A 25,660-nucleotide genomic window follows, 5' to 3' on the forward strand; every position below is an offset into this window, starting at 1 on the left:
GCGACCCGGCCCAATCGCCATGCCGGCTCTCGAGTTCGAAGCCGGCCAGCTGAGCCATCAGGTCGAGCTCCGCCGGCCAGATGTAGCGATGTGGTGAGCGGAAGACTTCCGCCTGCCCGCCCTCGCCGAACCTGACATGATGGGAGACCAGTTGCTGGCGCAGCGTGTCGTAGGTATCGAGGCCGATATAGCCCGCCTCCGACTGCCAGACGACCGCCTGCTCCCGGGCGACAGCTTGCGCAGTTCCGGCACCCCGAGCTCGACCACAAAACGGCCGCCAGGCGAAAGATGGCGCGCCGCATTGCGGAAGCAGGCCACTTGCTGCGCCTGCGTGAGCAGGTTCGAGATCGTGTTGTAGACGAGGTAGACGAGCGAATAGCTGCCGGGAACGGTGACGGTCGCCATATCGCCGATCACGACGGGAATGGTTGCTTCATCCACCTTGGTCCGTAGTTCGGCGACCATCGCTGGCGAGAACTCGATGCCGGCCACGGGAACCTTCCGCTCGCTAAGCGGCACTGCGACGCGGCCGGTTCCGATCGCGAATTCGAGCGCTGCGCCGCCCTCTGCGAGTTGCGCCAGCCGCTCAACCGCCGGCTCCAGCACGTCGGGCGAGAACATTCCGGTGCCGGGCGTGTCATAGGATTTGGCCGCGTCGTTGTCCCAGATCTCATCCTGCTGCATGCCAGATCTCCCGCCGCGCGACCGGGCCGGCCAGCATCCGCTACAGCCCGGACCGGATGTGCACCGCCCTGTCGATTTATCAAGGCCGCGACGAGCATATGACGAGCGCCAATGCTGCGAGTTCCAACGCCTCGGTTCTCGCGCTAGCGTCACCGTCGATGCGCGCCCTCTTCACGTCGATTCTGCTCTGCCTCGCGCTCGCTGCCTGCGGGCGCTTCGACACCGATCAGGTCCGTGCCTGCCGGCTGGCAATTCCGGCGCTGAACCCATCCGGCACCACGATTACGATCGAGGGCACCGGCACCGGCCCGCGCGCCGACATCCTGCGCATCGCCTACCGGGCACAAGCGCCGGATATGCAGCCGCGGCGGCGTACGATCGACTGCGTCTTTGCCGGCGAAGGCACCACGCTGCAGCGCGGCGCGCTGGCGGGCCTCGCCTCAGACGGCGAGCCGATGACCGATGCGAGCTTCCTGCTGCTGCGGCGCTTCTATCTCGAATACAAGGCCGAGCCGCCGGTCGATCCAGGCGCCTCGGCGGGCGCCGACCTGCTCACCCTGCCGCCTGGGCTCGCCTACGGTCTGCAGCAGGGGCTCGCCGCCCTGCCCTCGGCCGCGATCTATGCCCTGCTCGCCAGTGCCTATGCCCTGATCTACGGGCTCAACGGCCGCATCCTGCTGACCTTCGGCGAGTTCTCGGCGCTGGGCGCGCTTGCGGCGGTCGTCGGCGTGGCGCTGACCTTGTCGCTCGCCGTCTCGACGCCGGTCTCGGGCCTGTTCATCGCCTTTGCCGTCGCCATCGCGGTCAGTGCGCTGCACGGCTTCGCCATGGGCCGCTTCGTGCTGCGCCAGCTCGACAAGAGCAATGGCCAGCAGGTGCTGATCGCGACGATCGGGCTCGCCATCGCGCTCTCGGAGTACTTACGCCTCGCCCAGGGTCCCGAACTGCGCTGGCTGCCACCGGTATTCAACGAGCCGCTGCCGCTGGCGCGGGCCGAGCAGTTCATCGTCACCGCGACGCCGGTCTCGCTCGCCATGGCGGGGCTCGGCTTCTCGGCTGCGACCTGCCTCATCCTTTATCTTGCCCGCTCGTCTTACGGCCGGGCCTGGCGCGCGGTCTCCGACGATGCCCGCACCGCCTCCCTCTTCGGCATCGACCCGCGCGCGGTGCATGACCGGGCGTTGATCATCGCCTGCGCGATCTGCGGGGCTGCCGGCGTCATCGTCACGGTGATCTATGGCGGCATGGGCTTTTCAGGCGGTTTCACGCTCGGCCTCAAGGCGCTGGTCGCCGCCGTGCTCGGCGGCATCGGCTCGGTACCCGGCGCCTGCCTCGGCGGGCTCGTCATCGCCGCCTTCGAAGTGCTGTGGTCGGCGACGATGCCGCTCGAACAGCGCGACATCGCGGTCTATAGCTTGCTCGCCGTGACGCTGATCCTGCGCCCCGGCGGCTTCTTCGGCGACGGCGCGCTGACGCCGCGCCAGGTCTAAAAAACAGCGGGGGAACGGATGGGCAGCGGCTTTGCGATCAGCTTCGCCGATATCGAAGCGGCTGCGCGGACCATCGAAGGTCATGTGCTGAAGACGCCGCTGATGCCGGCGCCGCGCCTCTCGGCACTGACCGGCGCCGAGATCTTCGTCAAGCACGAGAACATGCAGGCGACGGCCTCCTTCAAGGAACGCGGCGCGGTCAACAAGCTGCGCAGCCTGAACGACGACGAGAAGCGCCGCGGCGTCATCGCGATGTCGGCCGGCAACCATGCCCAGGCAGTCGCCTATCACGCCAGGCGCTTCGGCATCCCGGCGACGATCGTGATGCCCGAGACGACGCCGCTGGTGAAGATCGAGAACACCCGCGCCTATGGTGCCGAGATCGTGCTGTTCGGCGAGACCCTCTACGAGTCGGCGCAGAAGGCGCGGGAGATCGCGGCCGAAAAGAGCCTGGTCTTCGTCCACCCTTACGACGACGCGGCGGTGATGGCCGGCCAGGGCACGGTCGCGCTGGAGATGCTGCGCGAGGCGCCCGATCTCGACATGCTGCTGATCCCGCTCGGCGGCGGCGGGCTGATGGCCGGCAACGCCATTGCCGCCAAGGCGCTGAAGCCGTCAATCGAGATGATCGGCATCGAAGCGGCGCTCTTCCCGTCCTTCCACAATGCCGTGCATGGCACCGAGATGCCGATCGGCGGCGCGACGCTGGCGGAGGGCATTGCGGTCAAGACCGTCGGCACACAAACCCTGCCGGTGATCAAGGAGCTGGTCTCCGACATCGTGCTGGTCGGCGAGGATCTGATCGAGCGCGCCGTCAACGCCTACGCGACCTTGCAGCACACGCTGGCGGAGGGCGCCGGCGCCGCCGGCCTCGCCGCGATGCTAAAGGAGCCGGAGCGTTATCGCGGACGCAAGGTCGGGCTCGTGCTCTGCGGCGGCAATATCGACCCGCGCCTGCTCGCCGCGATCATGGTGCGCGAGCTCGAGCGCGAGCAGCGCATCGCCGCCTTCCGCCTCACTGCCAGCGACCGACCCGGCCTGCTCGGCAAGGTCGCCAGCCTGTTCGGCGCGCTTGGCGCCAACATCCTCGAGGTCAGCCATGGCCGGCTCTTCCTCGACGTGCCGGCCAAGGGCGTGACGCTCGACGTCACCGTCGAGACCCGCGACGAGGCGCACACCGCCGCGATCGAGGAAGCGTTGCGCAAGGAAGGCTTCGCGCCGCGTCGAATCTATCCCCGCGGTCTTGCGGAACCCGGTGGCTGATCAAACATTGTCCACCAGCGGGCACTTTCCGCCCGCAGGAGATTGGAAAGCCATCGATGTCGAACCCGTCCTATCGCCAGCCGCCGATCGTCGCGCTGGAGGACCGGCCGCTGCAGAATACGCGCGGCGTGCTCGGCTCGCGCCTGTTCGCCTGGATCGGCGACGTCGTCGTCCTGTTCATTCTGGGTAGCATCGTCTGGTTCCTGCTCGCGATCCTGGGCATCGTCACCTTTGGCCTGACCTGGCTGCTGATGGGCGGAGCGACGATCGCAGTCGCGCTCGGCTACGCCGCCATCACGATCGGTGGGCGCAAGCAGGCGACGCTCGGCATGCGCATGGCGGGGCTTCGGGTCGAGACCGCCTCGGGCGGGCGGCCGGACGCGTTGGCGGCGGCAGTGCACGCGCTGTTCTTCTATGTCGCGGCCGGCACGGTCGCCCTCTGGTTCCTCGATATCGCCTGCGGGCTGGTGCGCGGGGATCGCCGGCTCGGCCACGACATCCTGACCGGCCTCGTGGTGGTGCGCGCCTGAACGCGCAATCGTCATGCTCGCCCTTGTGGCGAGCATCCACGTCTTGAGCGCCGCATAGCACCAGCGAAGACGTGGATGGTCGGGACAAGCCCGACCATGACGGCAACGGCTCTGCGCTAAAAGCGATAGCGCAGCAGCAACCCGATCCGCGCCAGCGGCGGGATCAGCGAGAAGAACTGGATCGCCAGCCGCGCCGGCCAGGACATCCGGGCGATCTGCTCGGGATCGTAGCCATCCGGATCATAGGCCGTCAGCTCGGTCATGAGCGTCAGGCCCGGCACCTGCCGCTCCAGCTCGGCGGGATCATCGAGCGCCCAGTGCAATGTCGCGCCGGTCGCCTTGATCGAGGGCTGCAATGCGATCATGCGCAGGCCGAAAGCGCTATAGGCATCGAAGATGATCTCGCCGGCCGGACAGTGCCGCACCAGCCGCTCCAGCAGCAGCGGCACCTCCTCTTCCGGCAGATAAGGCAGAAGGCCTTCGGCGACGATCATCGCCGGGCGGTCCTGCGGCAAGTCGGCGATCCAGCCGGGCTCCGTCACCGATGAACCGATCAGGTGGCAGTTCTCGCGCGCCGAATAGAGCTTTTGCCTGAGCGCGATGACGTCCGGATAGTCGATATCGTACCAGTCGACGCCCGCAGGCGGATCGATCCGGGAGATGCGGCTGTCGAGCCCGCAGCCGAGATGCAGGACGATCGCATCGTCATGCCTCCCGAGAAAATCGCGCGTCCAGCCGTCGAGGGTATGGGCGCGCATGGCGAGGCCGACCATCAGGTCGCGGTCAACCTTGAGCCTGGCAAAATCGTAATCGATGCGGGCGGCGGCCTCCGCAGCGAAACGATCCTTGAGCAGCGAATCCGGCAGGCGGCTCTCGCCGGCCTTGGCCCAGAGCGTGATCAGCAGGGTTTCCTTCTCGCGGGTCAACGCGACCGTCTCGGTCTGCATCCGATCGCCCTTATCCCGAGGCCTCCGCTCGCGCGAAGACTAGCACCGGCTGGAGGGTTATCCCATGTGGTGCGGGCGCCGCAGGGATGGTGCTTGTTGCCGCCGCGTCGGCTGCTAAACTCGCTCTGATTTCGGCCGTTTCGGAGTCACCCCGACGTGACGCGCCCCTTGCGGGATGCCCCGCAATTCTACCTGACCTCGCCGACGCCCTGCCCCTATCTGCCGGGCCGAGAGGAACGCAAGGTGTTCACCCATCTCGTCGGGGCGCGGGCGCGCGACCTCAACGACGTGCTCTCGCATGGCGGCTTCAGGCGCTCGCAGAGCATCGCCTATCGCCCGGCCTGCGAGACTTGCCGGGCCTGCGTTTCGGTGAGGATCGTCGTGGCCGATTTCCGGCCCTCGCGCAGCTTCCGCAAGATCCTGTCGCATAACAGCGACCTGATCGGCGAGGCACTGCCGCCGCAGCCACGCTCGGAGCACTATTCGCTGTTCCGCGGCTATCTCGACGATCGCCACCCCGAAGGCGGCATGGCGACGATGTCGGCGCTCGACTTCGCCATGATGGTCGAGGACACCCATGTCGAGACCAGCCTGATCGAGTATCGCCGGCGCGGGCCCGACAGCGGCTTCACCGGCCGCGGCCAGGGCGACCTCTACGCCTTCGCCCTGACCGACCGTCTCAGCGACGGACTCTCCATGGTCTATTCGGTCTACGATCCCGCTCTCGAGGCCCGCTCGCTCGGCACCTTCATGGTGCTCGAACATGTCGAGCGCGCCCGCAAGCTCGGCCTGCCTTACGTCTATCTCGGCTACTGGGTCGAAGGCTCGCCGAAGATGGCCTACAAGGCCCGCTTCCTGCCGCAGGAGCGCCTGATGCCGCAGGGCTGGGAGCGCTTCGGCTGAGCGGGTAGACGCCTGTCGCGCGTCAGTCTCGGGCGGAGCAAAGCGCAGACCCGAGAATCTCTGGCAAGCGATGCTCGGGTCAAGCCCGAGCATGACGGGAATCGTAATTTAAATCGTTTAATACGCACGTCGGCGCTGCAAAAACCGCACTTGCCCGCTGCGCTGCCCTCTGTGCAAGGTGGCTGCAAGGCCGCCGAAGCGGTCGCCCTCGGAGGAAACATGACCGATACGCTGACCGAGCGCCTCGAACGCTGCTACACCGGCATCATCCACGACACGATGCGGGCTATGGGCCTGAAGGACTTCACCCTGCCGCCGGCGCTTCGCCCGCTGCTGCCCGGCGTGAAACTCGCCGGCCCCGCTTTCACCGTCGAGGGCAAGACCGGCGAATTCGACGCGCACGAGACCCTGCTCGGCTGGACCGGCCTGCTCTCGGCCGCCAAGCCCGGTCACGTCTGGGTCTGCCAGCCGAACACCGAGGAGGTCGCGCTGATGGGTGAGCTCTCGGCCGAGACCCTCAAGAACAAGGGCGTCCGTGGCTGCGTCATCGACGGCCTGTCGCGCGACACCGAGTTCATGGTCGAGATGGGCTTCCAGGCCTATTTCAAGGCCTACACGCCGCGCGATATCGTCGGCTTCTGGCTGCCCAAGGCGGTCGACGAGCCGATCAAGATCGGCGATGTCTGGATCCGCCCTGGCGACTATATCCTCGCCGATCGCGACGGCGTCGTGCGCATCCCAGTCGAGATCATCGAGGAAGTCCTGGAGAAATCCGAGACGGCGATCTCAGCGGAGAACAAGGTGCGCACGGCGATCCTCGCCGGCACCGACCCGCAGCAGGCCTATCTGCAGTTCGGCAAGTTCTGATGACCCAGCACGATCCCCGCCTGATCCTGCTCGATCCGCGCGACAATGTCTTCGTCGCGCGCACCCGCCTGCCGGCGGGCGAGCCTATCGAGACCGGAACCGGTCCGGCGGAGGTCGATCGCGACATCGCGCTCGCCCACAAGATCGCCCGGCGCGCCATCGCGCCCGGCGAGAAGATCCTGAAATACGGTGCGCCAATCGGCGTGGCGACGATCGCCATCGCCGCCGGCCACCACGTCCATGTCCAGAACATGAAGAGCGACTACACGCCGACCTATCACCTCGAGGAAGAGCGCAAGGCGGGAGCGGCGCAATGAGCGGGTTGCAAGGCTATCTCCGCAGCGACGGCCGCAAGGGCATCCGCAATGTCGTCGCCGTCGCCTATCTGGTCGAATGCGCCCACCATGTCGCGCGCGAAATCGCCCTGCCCTGGCGCGAGCACGAGGTCCACGCCATCGGATTCCCGGGCTGCTACCCCAACCCTTACGCCGAGCGGATGATGGAGCAGCTCTGCACCCATCCCAATGTCGGGGCGGTGCTGCTGGTCTCGCTCGGCTGCGAGAGCTTCAACAAATACGCGCTGGAGCGGGTGGTGCACGCCAGCGGCCGACCGGTGAAGACGATCGTGATCCAGGGCACCGGCGGCACGCGCGCCTCGATCAAGGAAGGCCGCGCCTGGGTCGAGGAACAGCGGATCGCGCTCGACAGCGCCGAAACCGTGCCGATGCAGGTCAGCGAACTGGTGGTCGGCACCGTCTGCGGCGGCTCGGACGGCACCTCCGGCATCACCGGCAATCCGGCGGCGGGCCGCGCCTTCGACCAGCTCATCGCCGAAGGCGCGTCCTGCATCTTCGAGGAAACCGGCGAGCTGATCGGCTGCGAGCACATCATGGCGGCGCGTGCGATCACGCCCGAGCTCGGGCTCGAGCTGGAGAAATCGGTCGCCAAGGCGGCGCGCTACTACGCGACGCTGGGTTATGGCTCCTTCGCCGCGGGCAATGCCGCGGGCGGGCTCTCGACCATCGAGGAGAAGTCGATGGGCGCCTACGCCAAGTCGGGCGCCTCGCCGATCTCCGGCCTGTTGAAACCCGGCGACGTGCCGCCGCGCGGTGGGCTCTATCTGCTCGACGTGGTGCCCGACGGCGAGGTCCGCTTCGGCTTCCCCAACATCAACGACAATGCCGAGATCGCCGAACTGATCGCCTGCGGCGCGCATTGCGTGCTGTTCGTCACCGGGCGCGGCTCGGTGGTGGGGTCGGCGATCTCGCCGGTCGTCAAGATCTGCGCCAATCCGGAGACTTATCGCCGGATGAGCGACGACATGGACGTCGATGCCGGCCGCATCCTCGAAGGCAAGGCTGGTCTCGACGAGGTCGGCACCGAAATCCGCGACCTCGTCGTCTCACTCGCTCAGGGCGGGCGGACGAAGTCGGAGGAGCTCGGCCATCAGGAATTCATCCTGACCTATAAGAGCTTCGAGCCGCTCGGCCCGGCTTGCCTGCCGGCGGCATAAGATCCGAACGCTGCGCAGCCGTCCTTGACCCCTCCCCTGACCCGGCACTAACCTTGGGTCATCGGGGACGGGCAGGACCAAGATCATGGCGCTCACCTCGCCACGCTTTTCCGCCAATGACCGCCTGAGGAAGGCTGCCGAGAACGCGCCGCCGCTGAAGCAGGGCGAGCGCGGCCAGGCGGTCGCCATCATCCAGCTCGCTCTCACCGATCTTGGCCTGGCGATGCCGAGCTCGACCAATCAGGGCCGCACCCTGCCTGACGGGATTTTCGGTCCGGAGACAGCGCGCCGAATTCGCAGTTTCCAAACGGCCAATGGACTCGTCGCCGACGCCATCGTCGGCCCGCTGACCATGGCCGCGCTGGAGCGCGCCATCATCGCGCAGAGCGCCCTCAACCGGCGGGCCGATGCTGCCAAGGCACGCACGCACAGCGCCGCCGTTCGCTAGATCGACGCTCCCAGCCCCGCAGGCCTGGGGTAACCGGGACATCCGATATCAGCAGGAGTAGCCATGGTTATCGCGATCGCTCCCGGCAGCGCCACGATCACCGCCAACAAGGGCGGCTCACGCACCGACATTCATGTCGGCACCGAACACGCTTTGCTCCACTGCACCACCAAGGTGCGCCGCGCCGCGGCGGACGAAGCCGCGGGGCATCCCGGCCATACAGGCCCGATGATCACCTGCACCGGCACCGTGCTGATGTCGGGCGACCCGGCCAATCGGCAGGACAAGATCGACCTGATGAGCAATTGGGAGTTCGGGATGATCCTGGTCGCCGACATCGTCGTCTACGAGGCGCACTATGCCGGGCGGATGGCCAATGAAGGCAGCATCGTCGTCAATCTCAAATCCGCTTTCGGCACCAATCCATCGCTGGACGGCGACGGCGACCTGCCGACCGTCGACGAGATGATCTTCGACCCGAGCAATCAGGTCATCACCGACCAGACCACCGGCACCAAGGGCTTCCTGGTGACCTATAAATTCGGCGACCATCCCAACAACCCGTTCCCGCTGCGCCAGACCAACAGCAAGGCTCATTCGCCGAACTTCCTGCACACGGCGCGGCGCGACGAAGGCTTCATCGCCTATTTCGTCGCAAGGGAGCGCGGCACGACGGTGCACCATCTGGCGCGGATCGGCTGGCACACGATCTGGCACGGCACGCTGGGCTGGACCTCGCCGACCGCGAAGCCGACGGCCGCTATGGTGACTTCGCGCATCGATATCGGCCAACCGACCACCGACGCGGTCGACAACACCGCCTTCCCGCGCTCGGCCGCCATCGCCAAGAACCCGCAGCGCCCGACCTGCAACGAGCAGGACGGCACCGCCTTCGACAGGGGTTACGGCCCGACCGCCAGCGAGCCGGTGCGAACCGAGTCGACCACGCGGCCCGGCAACCTGCCGAGCAATTTCTTCCCGACGCCCTGAGACAGGGGCTCATCGCGAGACCCCGGCCTGCCTACCGGCCGCCCGCCCGGTCAATCGTTGCGCGCGGCGGGGCTGGTGCCAGAACTGGCCGGCTGCGGCGCTGGCGCGGTCCAGGACGCCGTCCAGGTTTCGCTGAGCGTGTGCTTCGCCGTCTTCAGGAAAAGCCGCAGATCGGTGCTTTCGCCGAGCCGCAAGCTCACGTCGACGATCGCGCGGAAGCCCTTCGCCGCGATGTTCGGGTCGACGATGGTGCCGGCGACGGTGCCGGCCGAGACCGTCGCGACCACCGAGACACGCTTGGGATCGGAGAGATAGTATTCGAGGTCGCCGGCATTGAAGTCGACGATGAAGCGGCGCCTCGCCAGCCCTGCCGCAGCATCGAGCTCTTCGCGCGCAGCAAAGCTGCTCTGCACCTGCGCCATCGCGTGCAGCGTCTCGGTCGTCGACACCGTGGTGATGCGATAGCTCAGTTCGGTCGCCTGGCCGCTCGGCAGAGGCGTCTTCGGTGTCCAGCAGCAGACGACGTTGTCGAATTCCTCGCCCTGGGTCGGGATTTCGATCAGGTCGACTCGGCCCTCGCCCCAGTCGCCTGATGGTTCGACCCAATAGCCGGGACGGGCGTGGTAGTGCGCTTCCAGATCCTGGTAGTGGCCGAATTCACGGTCTCGCTGGATCAGCCCGAAACCGCGCGGGTTGCGGTCGTGGAAGGACGAGATCGTCAGCGCCTGCGGGTTCCGGATCGGACGCCAGATCCATTCGCCCGCACCGGTCTTCAGCATCAGCCCGTCGGAATCGTGGACCTCGGGTCGAAAGTCGGTGCGCTGCTCGCGGTCGCCTTCGCCGGCGAGGAACATCGAGGTCAACGGCGCGATGCCGATGCGCTCGATCGTTCGCCGCGGCACGATTGTCGCCGTGACGGCGACGCTGGTCTGCTGGCCGGGCGTCACGACATAGCGGAAGGCGCCGCTCACGGACGGTGAATCCAGCAGGGCATAGATGACGAGGTCGAGGTTGTCGGGCTTCGGCTTCTCCAGCCAGAGCGCGCGAAAGAACGGAAACTCCTCGGCCTGCTCGCCGCCGACATCGAGCGCCAGCGAGCGCGCCGAAAGGCCATAGCGATGGCCGCGGCCGAGGAAGCGGAAATAACTGGCGCCGAGGAACGAGATCACCTCGTCCTGCACCTTCAGGTCGTTGAGCGTCGTCGTGACGGCGAAGCCGGCGAAACCGAGCGAGATCGGCAGCTTCTGCGGGACCTGCGCCTTGCCATATTCGAACAGCGCCATGTTGAACGGCAGCGGGATCGCGGTTCCGTCGCTGATCACATGAACCGGCACCGGCTTGTCGTGCAGGAAGCCGAGATGGAACAGATGCAGGCGGTAGTCTGAGCCGCTCTCCTGCCAGAGCGCCTTGTCCCTGCGGAACCGGATCTCGCGATAGCTGTCATAGGTCAGCGATTTCAGCGCCTCCGGGATGGCGGGCGCGCTCGTGTCGAACGGCCGGGCTGCGAGCTCGCGGGCCTGGCGGACGACATCCTCATAGCCGAAATTGCCTCGCCGTTGCTCGGCGGGCGTCGTGTTCGGCGCGGCAGCCGGCGGGCGGCTGTCCTGGGCACCGGCGGATGAGGCGACCGCAGCCGTCGAGGCGAGAGCCGCGATGATGGCGCGGCGAGACGGCCGCGCCCGATCACAAGAGAACATGTCGCTCTGGTCGAGCGGGGGCGTGCTCACATCGGGCTCCGCAGGAATCGCGACGCGTTCGTCGTGTCGCTTGCGATCTGCCAACGTCGCGGTGACGACGAAGTTCCGGCGGGAAGGGATCGCTGACCCATGCCATAGATTATCCTTGTGATAAACACAACCTATGGTTGTTGTAAGCAATACTGAAAATACTGGAAAATCGTCGATCGGCTTAAGACTAAATCAAATTGCGCTGCGGCACTGTCCCGTGAACGGCGTCAGAATACCGCCGGTGCCTTGTGGAAGAATCCATGCTGCAGACCCTCACCCGCATGCCGGCGGAGATGTCCTCGGACTCCCGGCGCAAGCTTCTCAATGCCGTGACCGACCTGTTCCTGCTCGACGCCGATCCGAGCGAGGAATCGCAGGAGCACTACGGCGACATCGCGCTGCGCTCGTTGCCGCATCTGGATGCTGAGGGTCGCCGCGAATATGCGGATTCCGTCGCCGAGACGGCGACCCTGCCGCGCCCGGTCGCGGTGTCGCTGGCGAACGATAGCGACAGCGAAGTCGCACGGCTCGTGCTCAAGCTCTCGCCGGTCCTGACCGACACCGATCTGGCGGCCATCGCCATCAGCCAGACGCAGGCGCATCTCGCAGCCATCGCCGAGCGCGCCCGCCTGTCGGAGGGCGTCACCGACATCCTGGTCGAGCGCGGCGATTCGACGGTGCTCCGCTCCGTTTCCGGCAATGAGGGCGCCCAGTTCTCCGACCATGGCTTCGATCGGCTGCTGCAGCGCGGCGGCGACGACGCCGTGGTGGGCGACGCGCTGGCGCGCCGCTCCGACCTGTCGCCGCAGCGCGCCGAGCGGGTGCTGCGCATCGTCGAGCAGATGTCGGATCCCGCAGCCGAAGCGAGCTCGCACCAGGCCACGATGATGGCGCGTCAGGCGCGGCAGCAACGCCGCGAAGTCCGGCTGCTCATCGCCGACCTGCAGGCGGGCGCACGCAGCCTCGACGAGGTCGTCACGATGCTGGCGGAGGAGGATCGCGCCTTCCACCTTGCGCAGGTGATCGCGACCCGCGCCGACGTCACCAACGAGCAGGCCCTGCGTGTGCTGCTGCAGCGCGACGTCAGCGGCATCGCCGTGCTCTCGCGCATGCTGGAACTCGGCAAGGATACCTTCCACGCCGTCCTGCTGCTGCGCGGGCGGCGCCTCTACTTCAAGGCCAAGGATATCGAGGACGACCTCAAAGCCTATGAGCAGCTCGACATGGCCACCGCCGAGCGGACGATGCGCTTCCTGCGCCTCAAGACCAAGTTGAGCTGAGCCGGCAACGCACCTGCCGCCACAAAAGCGCGACAATCGCGCCCTCACCTGCTAACCCATGAGCATGATCCTGGCTGCGGGTAGCGCACGCATGAAGCTTTTCTCGGCCGGCGCCGCCGTGGCGGCGCTGATGGCGACCAGCGCCTCGGCGCAAGCACAGGCCTTCCTGCCGCTCTCGGGCTTTGGAATCTTGCCTTCCTTCGCCTGGTCCGAGCCGACAGTGTCGCCTGGCGGCGTCAAATGGGACGGCTCTTATGCCCGCATCTCCAGCGGCTTCCAGGTCAGCAGCTCGAAACGCTTCGGCACCTCGGCCGGGCCGGTGATCGGGCTCGAGGCCGGCAAGATGTGGCGCGACGGCGACTTCGTCTATGGCATCGCCGGAGCGCTCGAATTCTCTCCGGCTTTCGGCGGCTACGCCAATCCGGGCTTCAACCAGGCGAGCTACACCCGCGACATCGCCGGCGCCTTCCAGCTCAAGGCCGGCGTGTTCGCGACGCCCGACGTGCTGCTCTACACGAGCGTCGGCCTGGCTGCCGCCAACGACACCTTCCGCTACGGTGCGACGCTGTTCTCCAACCCCTTCTCGCGCTCCGAGATCGCGCTCAGGCCGGAGGCGCGCGCCGGCATCCAATGGGCGGTGACCAACAATGTCACGCTCGGGCTGGAAGTCGGCGTGGTCGGGTCGGCGATCCGTTGAGAAGCCGATTCAAGACGCTTCGGACTTGATTCAGGCCGCTGGCGAATTGAATCAAAGGATTGGCGCAAGCCTCTGACCAAGCAACGGATTGGCCGCGGCTGGCGCTCTCAGGCCGTCAGGCTGAGTACGGTCGCATGCTTTTCCGACCAGGCCCTGATCTCACGAAAGACTGCACCAAGATCGCGCGCTGCCGGCGTCAGCTCATACTCTACCCGCGGGGGCACCTCCGGATAGATCGTGCGCTTGACGAGACCGTGCGCCTCAAGATCGCGCAGCTGGGTCGTCAGCATGTGCTGGGTGATGCCGGGGATCGAACGGCGCAGCTCACCGAAGCGCAAGGTGCCCTCCCCGAGCCGCCACAGGATCTCGCCCTTCCACTTGCCGGTCAGCATGCGCATCGCGGCGTGAAATTGTTCAACCGCGGCGGAACTCGGACAAGCTTCTGATTCCGCGAGAGTTTCCGTGCCGCTGACCGGGCGCTGCAGCCCAATAGTCTTGTTTTCCATACTATATCACAAATTTCATCCTACTTGAGTTTTCGATCTTACTCTCGATTTTCTCACGACGAAAGCGACGGGCCGCCCGCCGCAGCCCTCGAGCATTCCTCGGAGACATCCATGTCGGCTACTGAAGTTTCGGAGGCGCCACGTTGGCGCCGGCTCGGCCTATGGGCCGTCAAAGCGCTGCTCGCCGCCTCCTTCGCAGTCGCCGGCGGTGCCAAGCTTGCCGGCCTACAGCCGATGGTCGAGGTCTTCGACATGATCGGCTTCGGGCAATGGTTCCGCTATCTGACCGGGACGATTGAACTGGCCGGCGCTGCCGCACTGCTCCTGCCTGCACTCGCTGGTTTCGCCGCCCTGTTGCTGGCCGCCACCATGGTCGGCGCCACCCTGGCGCATCTCACGGTCCTGCCCGGCTCGCCGCTGCCGGCCGCGGTCCTGCTCGCGCTCTGCCTGCTGGTCGCCAGTGCCCATCGCAGCGCGATCGAGGCAGCGGCCAAGCCGGTGTTTCTCGGCCGAGACTGAACAGGCCCGGCTCGCACTATCCCTGCACGATCCATCCGGAGCAATTCATGTCGCGCCTGATCACCGCCGCACTGCTGGCATTCACCTTGTCGGCCTGCCACACCACCGATCTCGGCCGCTCGGTCGGCTGGCCCACGCCGCAGCGCACCGTCAGATAACGGCGCGCCGCCGGGCGCCCGCGGCCTCGCTCACCCCCCGAACTTGTTGTTCTTCGGGAAGCCCTTGGGCGGCAGGCGGCCGGCTTCGGCGCGATGGCCGAGCCATTCGATCAGCTCGGCCTGCGCCACCGTCCAGGTCCGGTTCGAGGAATCCAGCCAGGTCAGCCCGTCCTCGAGCTTGAAGACCTTGGCGTCCGACAGGCCACCATCCTTGTAGCGCTGCAGCTTGACGCCTTTGCCGCGGCTCATCTCGGCGACCTCGGAGAGCGGGAAGCAGAGCAGCTTGCGATTCTGGCCGATGATTGCGACATGGTCGCCCTCGGCCGGCACGACGAGCATCGCCTCGGCCGGCAAGTCGACATTGAGCACCTGCTTGCCTTTGCGGGTATTGGCGACGACGTCGTCGGTCGGCACGACGAAGCCGCGCCCCTCCGTGCTCGCGACCAGGAGCTTCAAGCCCGCCTTGTAGGGGAAGGCGGCGACGATCTCGGCACTCTCCTCCAGCTCGATCATCAGCCGGATCGGATCGCCGAAGCCGCGCCCGCCCGGCAGCTTCGAGGCCTCCAGCGTGAAGATCTTGCCGTTGGTCGCCATCACCAGGATTTTGGCCGTGGTCTCGCTGAAGAAGGCGGTGCGGAGCGTGTCGTCGCCCTTGAAGGTGAGGCTCGACAGGTCCTGGACATGGCCCTTCAGCGCCCGGATCCAGCCCTTCTTCGAGATCACCACCGTCACCGGCTCACGCTCGACCATGGCCTGGGTCAGGTCGATATCGGTCGTGTCGGGCATATCGGCGAAGGTGGTGCGGCGCTTGCCGATCGCAGTCTCCGGTCCGAACAGCTTCTTCACCTCGCGGATGTCCCAGGAGATGGTCTTCCACTGCTGCGCGTCGGAAGCGATCAGGCCCTCGATCTGGCCCTTCTCCTGGGTCAACTCGTCGAATTCGGTCTTGAGCTGCATCTCCTCGAGCTTGCGCAGGGCGCGCAGGCGGATGTCGAGGATGGCATTGGCCTGGACTTCGTTGAGCGCGAAGACCTTCATCAGCTCGAGCTTCGGCTCGTCCTCCTCGCGGATGATTTTGATCACCCGGTCGAGGTCGAGATAGACGATCAGCAGGCCGGCGAGGATTTCGAGGCGCTTCTCGATCTGGCCGAGACGGAAGCGCGAGCGCCGAATCAGCACCTCGCGGCGATGGTCGAGCCAGGCGCGCAAGGCCTCGGCCAGACTGAGCACGCGCGGCACCAGCCCGCCGGTCAGAACATTCATGTTCATTGGAATGCGCGATTCCAGCTCCGAGAGCTTGAACAGCGATTCCATCATCAGGTTGGCGTCGACATTGCGGGCGCGCGGCTCGATGACGACGCGGATGTCCTCGGCCGACTCGTCGCGCAGGTCCGCGACCAGCGGCAATTTCCGGTCGTTCAGGAGCTCGGCGATCTTCTCTATCAGCCGGCCCTTCTGGACCATGTAGGGGATCTCGGTGACGACGACGAACCAGGTGCCCCTGCCCTGATCCTCGACATGCCAGCGCGCCCGCGTGCGGAAGGCGCCGCGGCCGGTCCGGTAGGTCTCGACCATCGAGGAGCGCGACTCGACGATGATGCCGCCGGTCGGGAAATCGGGCCCGGGCACGAAGGTCATCAGCTGTTCGGAGGTCGTCTCCGGGTGCTGGATCAGATAGAGCGCCGCGTCGCAGAGCTCGGCGGCATTGTGCGGCGGGATCGAGGTCGCCATGCCGACCGCGATGCCCTGCGAGCCATTGGCGAGCAGGTTCGGGAAGGCGGCCGGGAGCACCATCGGCTCCTCGTCCTCGCCATTATAGGTCTCGCGGAAATCGACCGCGTCCTCGTCGATGCCGTCGAGCAGGAGGCGCGCGACCTCGGTCATGCGCGCTTCGGTGTAGCGGTAGGCGGCGGCGTTATCGCCGTCGATATTGCCGAAATTGCCCTGGCCGTCGACGAGCGGGTAGCGCTGGGCGAAGTCCTGGGCGAGACGCACCAGCGCGTCATAGACCGACTGGTCGCCATGCGGGTGGAACTTGCCGATGACGTCGCCGACGATGCGGGCGCATTTCTTGTGGACCTGGCCGGGATCGAGCCGGAGCAGGCGCATGGCGTGCAGGATGCGGCGATGGACCGGCTTCAGCCCGTCGCGAGCATCCGGCAAGGCGCGGTGCAGGATCGTTGAGAGCGCATAGGTCAGATAGCGCTCTTCGAGCGCGCTCTTCAGATCGACGCGTTCGGCTTCCTCCTCCGGAGGCGGCTCGACGGGTTTGCCCATGCTTCTACCAACCTAGTTCGACACGCAGCCCAGCTGAGGGGCTAACACCGGTCCATACCTCGCAGGACGAGGGAATAAGGGCCCGAATCACTTGATGCAACGATGCAGTCGGGATGCAAGCGACGCAAAGCGGGACCGGCGAAAAAACCGCAGAAATCAGGGGATTCTCGCAGCCAGCTCCAGCAGGCGCACCCGCTCGGGCGGCTCCAGCAGGCCGCGCGGCTCGTAGAGGTCACGGCGCAGGAAGAAACCTGTCAGGGCAAAGCCGGCGGCGATCTCGGCCGGCGCCGGCCGGCGCGCGCCCTGCCCCTCGCTCAGGAAGGCCGGCAGGGCGAGGAGACGGTCGAGATAGGGCTCGGCGGCCTTGCGGCTGACCGCCTTGCCCGATTTCGGCGAGACGTGGCTGAGCTCCTCGCGCAGGCCGGTGACGGCGCAGCGTTCGAGCGAGAGGCCGTAGCCGAGCTCTGTGAGCATGGCGAGCTCGAAGCGCACCATCAGCGCCGGGGCGATCGCGATCTCGTCGAGATGGGCTAGCAGCACCGCGAGGCCCTCATAGAGGCCGGGATGCGGATCGCGCTCCGGCAGCAGGCGCAGCAGGCCGGCGACATTGGCGAGCCCATAGAGCGCGACCGGCTGCGCCATCAGCCTGGCCGCATGCGAGGTCAGGAGCTCGACCTTGTATTCGCCGAGATGCTCGTCGAGCCGCGCCCGCCAGGTCAGCGAGACGAGGTTGCCGGGCTGCAGCACCGGCTGCTGTTTGCTCGAGCGGCCGCCGCGGACGAGGCCGAGATGGCGGCCATGATCGCGCGTCATCGCCTCCAGGATCACGGCGCTCTCGCCGTGGCGCCTGACGCCGATGATCGTGCCCTCGTCGCTCCATTCCATCGCGGAGAGTTAGAGGCAATGAGGGGTAGGTTTCCAGTGCTGCTATGCTGAAGCGTGTCAGCAGAAGCGCGGGATCCCCTCTCCTGGAAGGAGAGGGGTAGGGGTGAGGTGTTCGGGAGAGAAATCGTAAGCCTCAACCCGACCGCGCCGTGAGCGCTCGCGGAACTGGTCCAGCGGCCTACACCTCACCCTGCCCTCTCCTTCCAGGAGAGGGTTCCCCGCGCCTTCTCCAGTGACGTTTGCTCACGCCACGTACTGCGCGATCCCGCCGCCGAAGGACCAGTCCTCGCGCTTGACCTCGACGAGGTTGATGAAGATGTCGTCGGGCTTCAGCCCCGGCTCCTTCTGCAGGTTCTCGGCTATGGCGGCATAGAGCGCCTTCTTTTGGGTGACGCCGCGGGTGTTGGCGACGGTAAGCTGGATGATCACCAGAGCGTCGCTGCGGTTGAAGCCGAAATAGTTGTTGTCGAAGATGAACTCCTCGGCCTCGTGCTGGTGCACCACGGCGAAGAGATCGTTCTCCGGCACCTCGAAGGTGGCGCGCAGGGCGCGGTAGACGCCATCGACGATGGCGGCGGGATGCGACGCCGGGCGGCCGCGGCGCATCGAAATCCGGATCAGAGGCATGACAGGCTCCATGGAACGGGGCGGCCTTAGCCGCCGACATCCCGAAGCTAGGCTTGAAATGATAATCTGAAAACCGTATTTTTGATGATATCAATGATCTTAAATTGAGATCTAAAATGAGCAACACCCTCGACCTCGACGGCGTCAGCGCCTTCCTGCATGCCGCCGAACTCTCCAGCTTCACCCGCGCTGCCGAGGCGCTCGGTACCGCGCAATCCCTGATCAGCACACGGGTCAAGAAACTGGAGGAGGCGCTAGGCCAATTGCTGCTGCAGCGGCATCCGCGGCTGGTTCGGCTGACAGCCGAGGGCGAGCGCTTCCTGCCGGCCGCGCGCGAGCTGATGGCGGCGCATGAGCGCGCTCTGACCTCCTTCCAGCAGGTTCAGGAGCGCATCACCATCGGCATCAGCGAGCAGGCGGTCGGGGCCGATGCCCCTGCTTTGCTGGCGCGGCTCGCCAAGCACGACCCCTCGCTGGTAATCGGGCTGCGCATCGAGCCCTCGGCGGCGCTGGACACGGCCTTCGAGCGCGGCGAGCTCGATGTCGCGGTGATCCGCCGGCTGGGCTCCGGACGCACCGGCGAGGTGCTGCGGCGCGATGCGTTCGGCTGGTTCGGCGCACCTTCCTTGGCGAAGCCCGACGGGCCGGTGCCGCTGGTCAGCTTGATGCCGGAATGCCGCCTGCGCCGCCATGCCATGGATGCGCTCGACCGCGTTGGCCTGCCCTGGCGCGAGGCCTTCATCGGCGGCGGCATGGCGGCTGTGCTGGCGGCGGTCGAAGGCGGCCTCGGCGTCTCGCCGCTGGCCGCGCGGATCGCGCCGCGCGGAGCGGTCGACCTCGGCCCGGAATGGGGATTGCCGGCGCTGGATACGTTCGAGGTCGTGCTGCGCAGCAATGTCGCGACGCCTCGCGCCAACGCCTTCGTCAGGGAGCTGGCGGCGGCGTTCCGGGCGGGGTGACGCTTACGCCACCACGCGCTCGACCCGGCTGATCACCCGCTTCTCGCGGAGTTCGCTGATGATCGCGGAAAGATGCTTCAGGTCCCAGACCGTGAGGTCGATGGTGACGTCGGTGAAGTCCGGCGTCGGGCGGATCATCGAGACCGCGTCGATATTGCCGTCATGCTCGGCGATGGTGGTGGTGATCTGGGCGAGCGAGCCCGGCTCGTTGATCGAGTTGAGCTGGATGCGCGCCGGGAAGCGCTGCGGGCGCTTGTCGTCGAGGTCCCAGCGCACGTCGAGCCAGCGCTCCGGCTCGTTGTCGAATGCGGCGAGCGAGGGCGACTGGATCGGATAGATCGTCACCGCCTCGCCCGGCGTCAGGATGCCGACGATGCGGTCGCCCGGGACGGCGCCGCCGCCCGGCGCGAAGCGCACCGGCAGGTCGCCGCCGAGGCCGCGGATCGGGATCGCGTCGGCGCCCGGCGTCTCGTTCGGCAGCTTGAATTTGAGGTTCTCGCCCTGGCGCAATTCGAACCAGCCCTTGCCGGGCGGCGTCGCCTTGGCCTCACCCGTCGCACGCTTCTCCGGCTCCAGGTCGGGATAGACCGCTCTCACCACGTCGCCGGAGAACATCTCGCCGCGCCCGACGGCGGCCAGCACGTCGTCGACGGCAGTGCGGGCGAGGCGCTTCAGCGCCGCCTTCAGCTTCTCGTCGGTGAAGGGCCGCTCGGCCCGCATGAAGGCGCGCTCCAGGATCTGGCGGCCGAGCCCGGCATATTGCCGGCGCACCGCCACGCGGGTGGCGCGGCGGATGGCGGCCCTCGCCTTGCCGGTCACCACCAGCGATTCCCAGGCCGCCGGCGGCGCCTGGCCCTCGGCGCGGGTGATCTCGACCTCGTCGCCGTTCTGGAGCTCGGTCAGGAGCGGCGCGATCCGGCCGTTGATCTTGGCGCCGACAGCGGTGTTGCCGACATCGGTGTGGACCGCATAGGCGAAATCGATCGGCGTCGCCCCGCGCGGCAGCGCGATCAGGCGGCCCTTGGGCGTGAAGCAGAAGACCTGGTCGTGGAAGAGCTCGAGCTTGGTGTGTTCGAGGAACTCCTCGGGATTGTCGCCCTCGGCCAGGAGGTCCACGGTGCGGCGCAGCCATTGATAGGCGCGGCTCTCGTCGGCGGCGGCGACGACGCCGGCCGTCCGGCCATCCTTGTAGCGGGCATGGGCGGCGATGCCGAATTCGGCGACGCGGTCCATCCCGTCGGTGCGGATCTGCAATTCGACGCGCTGGCGGCCGGGGCCGACGACGGTGGTGTGCAGCGAGCGATAATCGTTCTGCTTCGGCGTCGAGATGTAGTCCTTGTATCGGCCGGGCACCATCGGCCAGGTCATGTGGACGATGCCGAGGACGCGATAGCAGTCCTCCGGCTTGTCGATGATGACGCGGAAGCCGAAAATGTCGGAGAGCTGCTCGAAGGAGACGGATTTGCGCTCCATCTTCTTCCAGATCGAATAGGGGCGCTTGCGCCGCCCAAGGACCTGCGCCTCGATGCCACGCTCGGCGAGCTTGGTCTTGAGATCGCTTTCGATCTCGCCGATGACCTTGCCTTCGCGCTGCGTAACCTCCTCCAGCCGCTTGGTGATGGTGGCATGCGCTTCAGGCTTGATATGGCGGAAGGCGAGCTCCTCCAGCTCCTCGCGCAACTCCTGCATGCCCATGCGGCCGGCGAGCGGCGCATAGATCTCGATCGTCTCCTCGGCGACGCGCAGGCGCTTTTCCGGCGGCACATAGTGCAGCGTGCGCATGTTGTGCAGCCGGTCGGCGAGCTTGACCAGCAGAACACGGATATCGTCGACGATGGCGAGCAGAAGCTTGCGAAAGTTCTCGCCCTGCGCCGCCTTCTTCGAGACGAGGTCGAGCTTCTTGATCTTGGTCAGCCCGTCGACGAGGCGGCGGATATCGGGCCCGAACAGGGTCTCGATCTCCTCCAGCGTCGCTTCGGTGTCCTCGACGGTGTCGTGCAGCACGGCGGCGACGATGGTGGCGTCGTCGAGCTTGAGCTCGGTCAGGATCGCCGCGACTTCGAGGGGATGGGCAAAGAACGGGTCGCCGGAGGCGCGCTTCTGCGTGCCGTGCGCACGCATGGCGTAGACATAGGCGCGGTTGAGCAGCTCCTCGTCGGTGTTCGGGTTGTAGCGCTTGACCCGGTCGACAAGCTCATATTGCCGCATCATGCCCATGCGGGCGTAACTCCACCGCTCAACTCGATTGGATTCGGTTCAATATCGACGATCGCGGCAGGGTGCGGCAAGACGAATCCGTGCGGGGCGGGCATGAAAAAAGCCCGGCGGGGCCGGGCTTTAGCAAACGTCATGAACGCTTTCCGGCGGTTCAATCTTCGTCGTCGGCGCTCTCGGTCGGCGGCACGAGGCCGTCGAGGCCGCGCAGCAGGTCGTCCTCGCTCATCCGGTCGAACTGAACCTCCGAATCGGGGGTGGCGACATGCGACTGCGAGGTCAGCAGCGGTACGGTGTCGGCCTCCGGCTCGTCGACCTCGACATGCTTCTGCAGCGAGTGGATCAGGTCTTCCTTGAGATCCTCGGGGGTGAGCTTCTCGTCGGCGATCTCGCGCAGGGCGACGACCGGGTTCTTGTCGTTGTCGCGCTGGACGAGAATCGAGGAGCCCGAGGCGATCATGCGGGCGCGATGGCTCGCGAGCAGAACCAGCTCGAAGCGGTTCTCGACCTTGTCGATGCAATCCTCAACGGTGACGCGAGCCATTCGCGGCTCCTTCTGATCTTGCGCGATACGATGGAAAGGTTGAACGGCGCTCATACAGGCTGCGCGCCGGAGATGCAAGGTTTGAACCGCCTTCCCCGCGCGCCGCGATGCGGGCGTGGCCATTACGGCGACGCCACTGCCTTGAGCCATTGCCGGACGGCCTGAACATCCGCGCTGGCCATGTTCTCCTCGGTCGCGACCAGGTGATAGTGATGCCCCTCGATAACCGGACCGAACGGGTGCACGAGCACGCCGCGCGAAAGCTCGTCCTCGACCAGGAACAGGCTCGTGATCACGACGCCCTGCCCTGCCACGGCCGCCTGGATAGCGTGGCTTTCGTCGGTGAAGCGCAGGCCAGCCTCGACATTCAGTCCCGCGACCCGGGCCAGGGCCTGCCAGCATCGCCAATCCGGCTGCAGATCCCGACGCAGCCACTCCGAGTGGATCAGCCTCGCCGCAGTCAGATCGATGGGATCGCGGAGACCGAGCAAGGGGCTGCAGACCACGCCGAAACGCTCCTGACACAGCGGTTCGGAGACCAGTCCCGGAAACGGGCCAGCACCGTAACGCACGGCGAGATCGGCAGCGCCGCTCACGAGATCGACGGCGTCGTCCGATGCATGCAGCCGCAAGGCAAATTGCGGCCACTGCGCCTGGAAAAGCCCCAGCGCCGAAATGAGGCGGCGCGCGGTGAAGAGCGCGGTCGCGCTGACCGTCACCGCGCTGCGCTGAGGCCGAGGAGAGAGTTCGGCGATGGCGCGCGCGAAATTGTCCAGCCCATCCCTGAGCACGGGAAAGAGCTGCGCGCCGGCCTGCGTCAGCGAAACGCGCCGGACATGGCGCTCGAAGAGCGGCAGGCCAAGCGTCGCTTCCAGCAGCCGCAATTGATGGCTGACCGCCGTCGGCGTCACGGCCAGTTCCCGGGCCGCCTTCTGAAAGCTCAGATGCCGGGCGGCAGCCTCGAAGGCGCGAAGCGCAGCAAGCGGAGGAAGCTTCCGGGGCCCCGACATGAGTGAAACTGGCTCATCTATCAGTTGAGGAATTCGATTTTGTTCGTCGGCAGATAGCAACCTATCTCACAGATAGCGAGAACATCGCATGAGAAATTTGAATTCATGGAGATCGCCATGCCGCCGCTTCACATTCTGCAGATCGATGCCAGCGCCCGTCCCGGGCGGTCCGGGGTCGACCCGCGCGGATCGCATACGCGCCGCCTGACCCATCGCTTCGCCGAGCGCTGGCAGGCGGCGCGGCCGCAGGACACGCTGACCTATCGCGATGTCGGGCTGCAGCCGCCCTCGCCCGTCAGCGGCGACTGGATCGCGGCCGCCTTCACCCGGCCCGAACGCCGGGACGCAGCGGCGCAGGCACAGCTCGCAGAGAGCGATGCCCTGGTGAACGAGCTTCTGCGCGCCGACCTCATCGTGATCGGCGCGCCGATGTATAATTTCGGCCTTCCAGCCCAGCTCAAGGCCTGGGTCGACAACGTGGTACGCGTCGGCGTCACCTTCGGCTTCGACCGCAGCCGGCAGGGCGAGCCCTATTGGCCGATGCTGCCGGCGGACAAGCGGATGGTCATCCTCTCCTCCCGCGGCGATTACGGCTACGCCCCCGGCGGCCGCCTCGAGGCCGTTAATCTGGTCGAGCGCGGCCTGAGCGTGCCGATGGGCTATCTTGGCCTGACCGAAACGCATTCGGTCGCCATCGAGTATGACGAGTTCGCCGATGAGCGCTTGAGGGCGTCGATTTCCACGGCCGAAGCCGCTGTCGACGAACTGGTCGAGAAGCTCGCGCGCGACGCCGCCGAAACCACGGATCGAGCGCTGGAGATCGCCTGACACAATCCAAGCGGCGCCAATCCCACGACCCGATCGGTGAGTACCGCCAGCGTCCGGGTATCAGAGCCCGCGCATGCGGGCGACGAGCTCCTCGACCAGCGGCTCGCGCTGCTCGACCTGGGCAGCCACGCGGCCGGCCATCGCCGGCAGCTCGTCGGGCCGCTGCTCGGAAAAGCGCATGCGCATCGTCGTCGCGACCGCCTCGCCGAAGGCGATCGCCTCACGATTGCCGATCGAGGAGAGGAAGGCGATGGTGCTGGCCGAGGCGTCGGCGATCGCGGCGCGGATGATCTGCTGGTCGCGCTCGTTGCCAAGGCGCATGGCGAACACGGTCGAGCATTGCGACAGGATGGTCGGGTCGAGCTCGCCCGGACGCTGCGTCACGATGCCGAGATAGGCGCCGTATTTGCGCCCCTCCTTGGCGATGCGGGCGATGGCCTGGCGGGTCGGCGCGAAGCCGAGCGACTGGTCCTGCGGCACATAGCGATGCGCCTCCTCGCAGAGCAGCAGGATCTCGTAGCTGCCGCGGCTCGCCATGGCGAGGTCGAAGGCGAGCCGCGCCAGGCTGGACGCCACGGCGTTGACGACCTCGGAGGGCAGCCCGGCGAGTTGGAACACGGTGATCGGCCGGCCCCGATGCGGCACGCGGAAGATCTGGCTGACCACCGGTGCGATCGTCTCCATGCTGTTGGCATGGGCGAAGAGGAAGCCGTAGCGCGGATCGCTGTACAGCGTTTCGAGCCTGACTTTGAGCGCGCGCAGGGTGGTGCGCGGATAGCGCAACTCGTGCAGCCCGATCAGTTCGTCGAGCGCGGTGAAGAGATCGGCGATGCGATAGGGCGCTGCGAGCTCGGCTGTTCCGCTGACCTCCCCCGGCCGGCGCGCGCCGGGATCGAGCGGCCGCTTCAGCACGCTGCTGCCGAGATCGCGCGCCATGTCATGGGCGGAGACGACGCGGTAGCGGCTGCGAGCCACCGCAACGACCTCGCGCAGGATCTCGGCTTCGTCCTCCAATGGCGAGCGGCCACGGAAGACGATGTCGGCGAACTCCTCGAAGCGGAACAGCCAGAACGGCAGGTCGAGCGTGCTCGCATCGATCCGCACGCAGGTGTCCTGGAAGGCGTGGGCGTATTCGTTGTGGGGATCGAGGATCAGCACCCGCAGGTTCGGCCTCGCCGCCACGGCCTTGCGCAGCATCAGCGCCACGGCGCTCGATTTGCCGACGCCGGTGGTGCCGAGCACGGCGAAATGACGCGATAGCAGGCGCTCGATATCGACGCTCGCCGGAACCGCTGCATCCTGGGTCAGGGTACCGAGCGAGACAGCGCTGCGCTCGCCGAGATCATGGATGAGCGCCAGGTCCCGCGAGCGGATGCGATGCGCCAGCGCCCCGATCGGAGGGTAAGTAACGATACCGCTGTTGAAGCGCGCCGCGCCGTTCTCACCGTCGACGACCTCGCCGAGCAACTCGACCTCGATCGCGATGGCATTGGGGTAGGCTTCGTCCCAGACCGGCTGCAGCGCGCGCATTTCGTAGACAAGCCCGACGACACGGCTCGTCCCGAGACTGATCGAGATCAGGCGGCCGATCGCGCAGCCGTCATGGGTGCCGGGCGCACCGGACGCAGTGGCCGCGATGGTGGCGCGCGATCCCGTGCACGACACGACGCGACCGAGCGCGCGGTCGGCCGGCTGGTTCAGGTCTCGCCGATCCGGCGTGACCTTCGTCTCGAACTGCCGATGGTCGGCGGGAAGCTGCATGACAGGTCCGAAAAGGCGATGGGACGATGCCGG

The 25,660-nt window shown here is 66.8% G+C and carries 25 protein-coding genes; 14 read left to right on the forward strand and 11 right to left on the reverse strand.

Annotated elements, in window-relative coordinates; translation table 11 throughout:
* Positions 1-57: 57 nt before the first annotated feature.
* Positions 58-684 (reverse strand): class I SAM-dependent methyltransferase, encoded by a 627-nt coding sequence (locus B6S44_RS06215; protein WP_248309469.1) that lies wholly within the window; start codon positions 682-684, stop codon positions 58-60.
* 158 nt (positions 685-842) lie between these two features.
* On the opposite strand from B6S44_RS06215, the gene B6S44_RS06220 reads away from it, so the two are divergent.
* From B6S44_RS06220 to B6S44_RS06230, 3 genes are read left to right on the forward strand one after another with little or no spacing between them, the layout of a single operon-like run.
* Positions 843-2,174 (forward strand): branched-chain amino acid ABC transporter permease, encoded by a 1,332-nt coding sequence (locus tag B6S44_RS06220; RefSeq protein WP_164985738.1) that lies wholly within the window; start codon positions 843-845, stop codon positions 2,172-2,174.
* An 18-nt stretch (positions 2,175-2,192) separates the two neighbouring features.
* Entirely contained in the window at positions 2,193-3,437 is a 1,245-nt protein-coding gene (locus B6S44_RS06225; protein ID WP_129155884.1) for a threonine ammonia-lyase, read from the forward strand.
* A 56-nt stretch (positions 3,438-3,493) separates the two neighbouring features.
* On the forward strand, positions 3,494-3,967 hold the full coding sequence (locus B6S44_RS06230; protein WP_129155885.1) for an RDD family protein: 474 nt from the start codon (positions 3,494-3,496) through the stop codon (positions 3,965-3,967).
* A 116-nt stretch (positions 3,968-4,083) separates the two neighbouring features.
* On the opposite strand, the gene B6S44_RS06235 is transcribed toward B6S44_RS06230, so the two are convergent.
* On the reverse strand, positions 4,084-4,914 hold the full coding sequence (locus B6S44_RS06235) for a class I SAM-dependent methyltransferase (protein ID WP_129155886.1): 831 nt from the start codon (positions 4,912-4,914) through the stop codon (positions 4,084-4,086).
* 156 nt (positions 4,915-5,070) lie between these two features.
* On the opposite strand from B6S44_RS06235, the gene B6S44_RS06240 reads away from it, so the two are divergent.
* The 6 genes from B6S44_RS06240 to B6S44_RS06265 all read left to right on the forward strand — a co-directional run bounded on the left by B6S44_RS06240 (position 5,071) and on the right by B6S44_RS06265 (position 9,635).
* Positions 5,071-5,817 (forward strand): arginyltransferase, encoded by a 747-nt coding sequence (locus B6S44_RS06240; RefSeq protein WP_129155887.1) that lies wholly within the window; start codon positions 5,071-5,073, stop codon positions 5,815-5,817.
* 219 nt (positions 5,818-6,036) lie between these two features.
* Positions 6,037-6,684 carry an RraA family protein gene (locus tag B6S44_RS06245; protein WP_129155888.1) on the forward strand — a complete coding sequence of 216 codons (648 nt, stop codon included), beginning with the start codon at positions 6,037-6,039 and terminating at the stop codon, positions 6,682-6,684.
* Positions 6,684-7,001 (forward strand): UxaA family hydrolase, encoded by a 318-nt coding sequence (locus B6S44_RS06250; RefSeq protein ID WP_129155889.1) that lies wholly within the window; start codon positions 6,684-6,686, stop codon positions 6,999-7,001. Before B6S44_RS06245 ends, B6S44_RS06250 begins: the two co-directional genes overlap by 1 nt.
* Positions 6,998-8,197: a UxaA family hydrolase gene (locus B6S44_RS06255; RefSeq protein WP_129155890.1), complete on the forward strand. Its 1,200-nt coding sequence runs from the start codon at positions 6,998-7,000 to the stop codon at positions 8,195-8,197. Before B6S44_RS06250 ends, B6S44_RS06255 begins: the two co-directional genes overlap by 4 nt.
* 85 nt (positions 8,198-8,282) lie before the next feature.
* A complete protein-coding gene (locus B6S44_RS06260) occupies positions 8,283-8,645 on the forward strand; it encodes a peptidoglycan-binding domain-containing protein (RefSeq protein ID WP_129155891.1) in 363 nt (120 codons plus the stop codon).
* 63 nt (positions 8,646-8,708) lie between these two features.
* Positions 8,709-9,635, forward strand: a complete 927-nt coding sequence (locus B6S44_RS06265) for a hypothetical protein (RefSeq protein WP_129155892.1) — start codon at positions 8,709-8,711, stop codon at positions 9,633-9,635.
* 50 nt (positions 9,636-9,685) lie between these two features.
* Here the strand turns inward: B6S44_RS06265 and B6S44_RS06270 are convergent, their stop codons facing one another.
* On the reverse strand, positions 9,686-11,362 hold the full coding sequence (locus B6S44_RS06270) for an OpgD/OpgG family glucan biosynthesis protein (protein WP_248309470.1): 1,677 nt from the start codon (positions 11,360-11,362) through the stop codon (positions 9,686-9,688).
* Between the two features lie 260 nt (positions 11,363-11,622).
* Here B6S44_RS06270 and B6S44_RS06275 point away from each other — a divergent pair, with 260 nt between their 5' ends.
* Both B6S44_RS06275 and B6S44_RS06280 read left to right on the forward strand, forming a co-directional pair.
* Positions 11,623-12,642, forward strand: coding sequence for a DUF2336 domain-containing protein (locus B6S44_RS06275; RefSeq protein WP_129155893.1), 1,020 nt, complete (start codon positions 11,623-11,625; stop codon positions 12,640-12,642).
* 91 nt (positions 12,643-12,733) lie between these two features.
* On the forward strand, positions 12,734-13,339 hold the full coding sequence (locus B6S44_RS06280) for an outer membrane protein (protein ID WP_164985739.1): 606 nt from the start codon (positions 12,734-12,736) through the stop codon (positions 13,337-13,339).
* A 107-nt stretch (positions 13,340-13,446) separates the two neighbouring features.
* On the opposite strand, the gene B6S44_RS06285 is transcribed toward B6S44_RS06280, so the two are convergent.
* A complete protein-coding gene (locus tag B6S44_RS06285) occupies positions 13,447-13,845 on the reverse strand; it encodes a winged helix-turn-helix transcriptional regulator (protein WP_129155895.1) in 399 nt (132 codons plus the stop codon).
* A gap of 111 nt (positions 13,846-13,956) precedes the next feature.
* Here B6S44_RS06285 and B6S44_RS06290 point away from each other — a divergent pair, with 111 nt between their 5' ends.
* Positions 13,957-14,364 carry a DoxX family protein gene (locus B6S44_RS06290; RefSeq protein ID WP_129155896.1) on the forward strand — a complete coding sequence of 136 codons (408 nt, stop codon included), beginning with the start codon at positions 13,957-13,959 and terminating at the stop codon, positions 14,362-14,364.
* A gap of 188 nt (positions 14,365-14,552) precedes the next feature.
* Here the strand turns inward: B6S44_RS06290 and parC are convergent, their stop codons facing one another.
* The 3 genes from parC to B6S44_RS06305 form a co-directional block, all read right to left on the reverse strand.
* On the reverse strand, positions 14,553-16,799 hold the full coding sequence (parC, locus tag B6S44_RS06295) for a DNA topoisomerase IV subunit A (protein WP_129155897.1): 2,247 nt from the start codon (positions 16,797-16,799) through the stop codon (positions 14,553-14,555).
* A 156-nt stretch (positions 16,800-16,955) separates the two neighbouring features.
* Positions 16,956-17,684, reverse strand: a complete 729-nt coding sequence (gene recO, locus B6S44_RS06300) for a DNA repair protein RecO (RefSeq protein WP_129155898.1) — start codon at positions 17,682-17,684, stop codon at positions 16,956-16,958.
* A 243-nt stretch (positions 17,685-17,927) separates the two neighbouring features.
* Positions 17,928-18,311, reverse strand: coding sequence for a tautomerase family protein (locus B6S44_RS06305; protein WP_126112688.1), 384 nt, complete (start codon positions 18,309-18,311; stop codon positions 17,928-17,930).
* Between the two features lie 116 nt (positions 18,312-18,427).
* On the opposite strand from B6S44_RS06305, the gene B6S44_RS06310 reads away from it, so the two are divergent.
* On the forward strand, positions 18,428-19,270 hold the full coding sequence (locus B6S44_RS06310) for a LysR substrate-binding domain-containing protein (protein ID WP_129155899.1): 843 nt from the start codon (positions 18,428-18,430) through the stop codon (positions 19,268-19,270).
* A 3-nt stretch (positions 19,271-19,273) separates the two neighbouring features.
* Here the strand turns inward: B6S44_RS06310 and B6S44_RS06315 are convergent, their stop codons facing one another.
* The 3 genes from B6S44_RS06315 to B6S44_RS06325 form a co-directional block, all read right to left on the reverse strand.
* Positions 19,274-21,481: a RelA/SpoT family protein gene (locus B6S44_RS06315; protein WP_129155958.1), complete on the reverse strand. Its 2,208-nt coding sequence runs from the start codon at positions 21,479-21,481 to the stop codon at positions 19,274-19,276.
* Positions 21,482-21,638: 157 nt separating this feature from the next.
* On the reverse strand, positions 21,639-22,028 hold the full coding sequence (gene rpoZ / locus B6S44_RS06320) for a DNA-directed RNA polymerase subunit omega (RefSeq protein ID WP_057192190.1): 390 nt from the start codon (positions 22,026-22,028) through the stop codon (positions 21,639-21,641).
* Between the two features lie 122 nt (positions 22,029-22,150).
* Positions 22,151-23,038, reverse strand: coding sequence for a LysR substrate-binding domain-containing protein (locus B6S44_RS06325; protein ID WP_129155900.1), 888 nt, complete (start codon positions 23,036-23,038; stop codon positions 22,151-22,153).
* 117 nt (positions 23,039-23,155) lie between these two features.
* Between B6S44_RS06325 and B6S44_RS06330 the strand changes: the two genes are divergently transcribed.
* A complete protein-coding gene (locus tag B6S44_RS06330; RefSeq protein ID WP_129155901.1) occupies positions 23,156-23,866 on the forward strand; it encodes an FMN-dependent NADH-azoreductase in 711 nt (236 codons plus the stop codon).
* A gap of 60 nt (positions 23,867-23,926) precedes the next feature.
* Here the strand turns inward: B6S44_RS06330 and B6S44_RS06335 are convergent, their stop codons facing one another.
* A complete protein-coding gene (locus B6S44_RS06335; protein ID WP_129155902.1) occupies positions 23,927-25,627 on the reverse strand; it encodes an ATP-binding protein in 1,701 nt (566 codons plus the stop codon).
* Positions 25,628-25,660: the final 33 nt, after the last annotated feature.

The sequence above is a fragment of the Allobosea sp. Tri-44 genome (assembly GCF_004123845.1).
Lineage (GTDB): Bacteria > Pseudomonadota > Alphaproteobacteria > Rhizobiales > Beijerinckiaceae > Allobosea.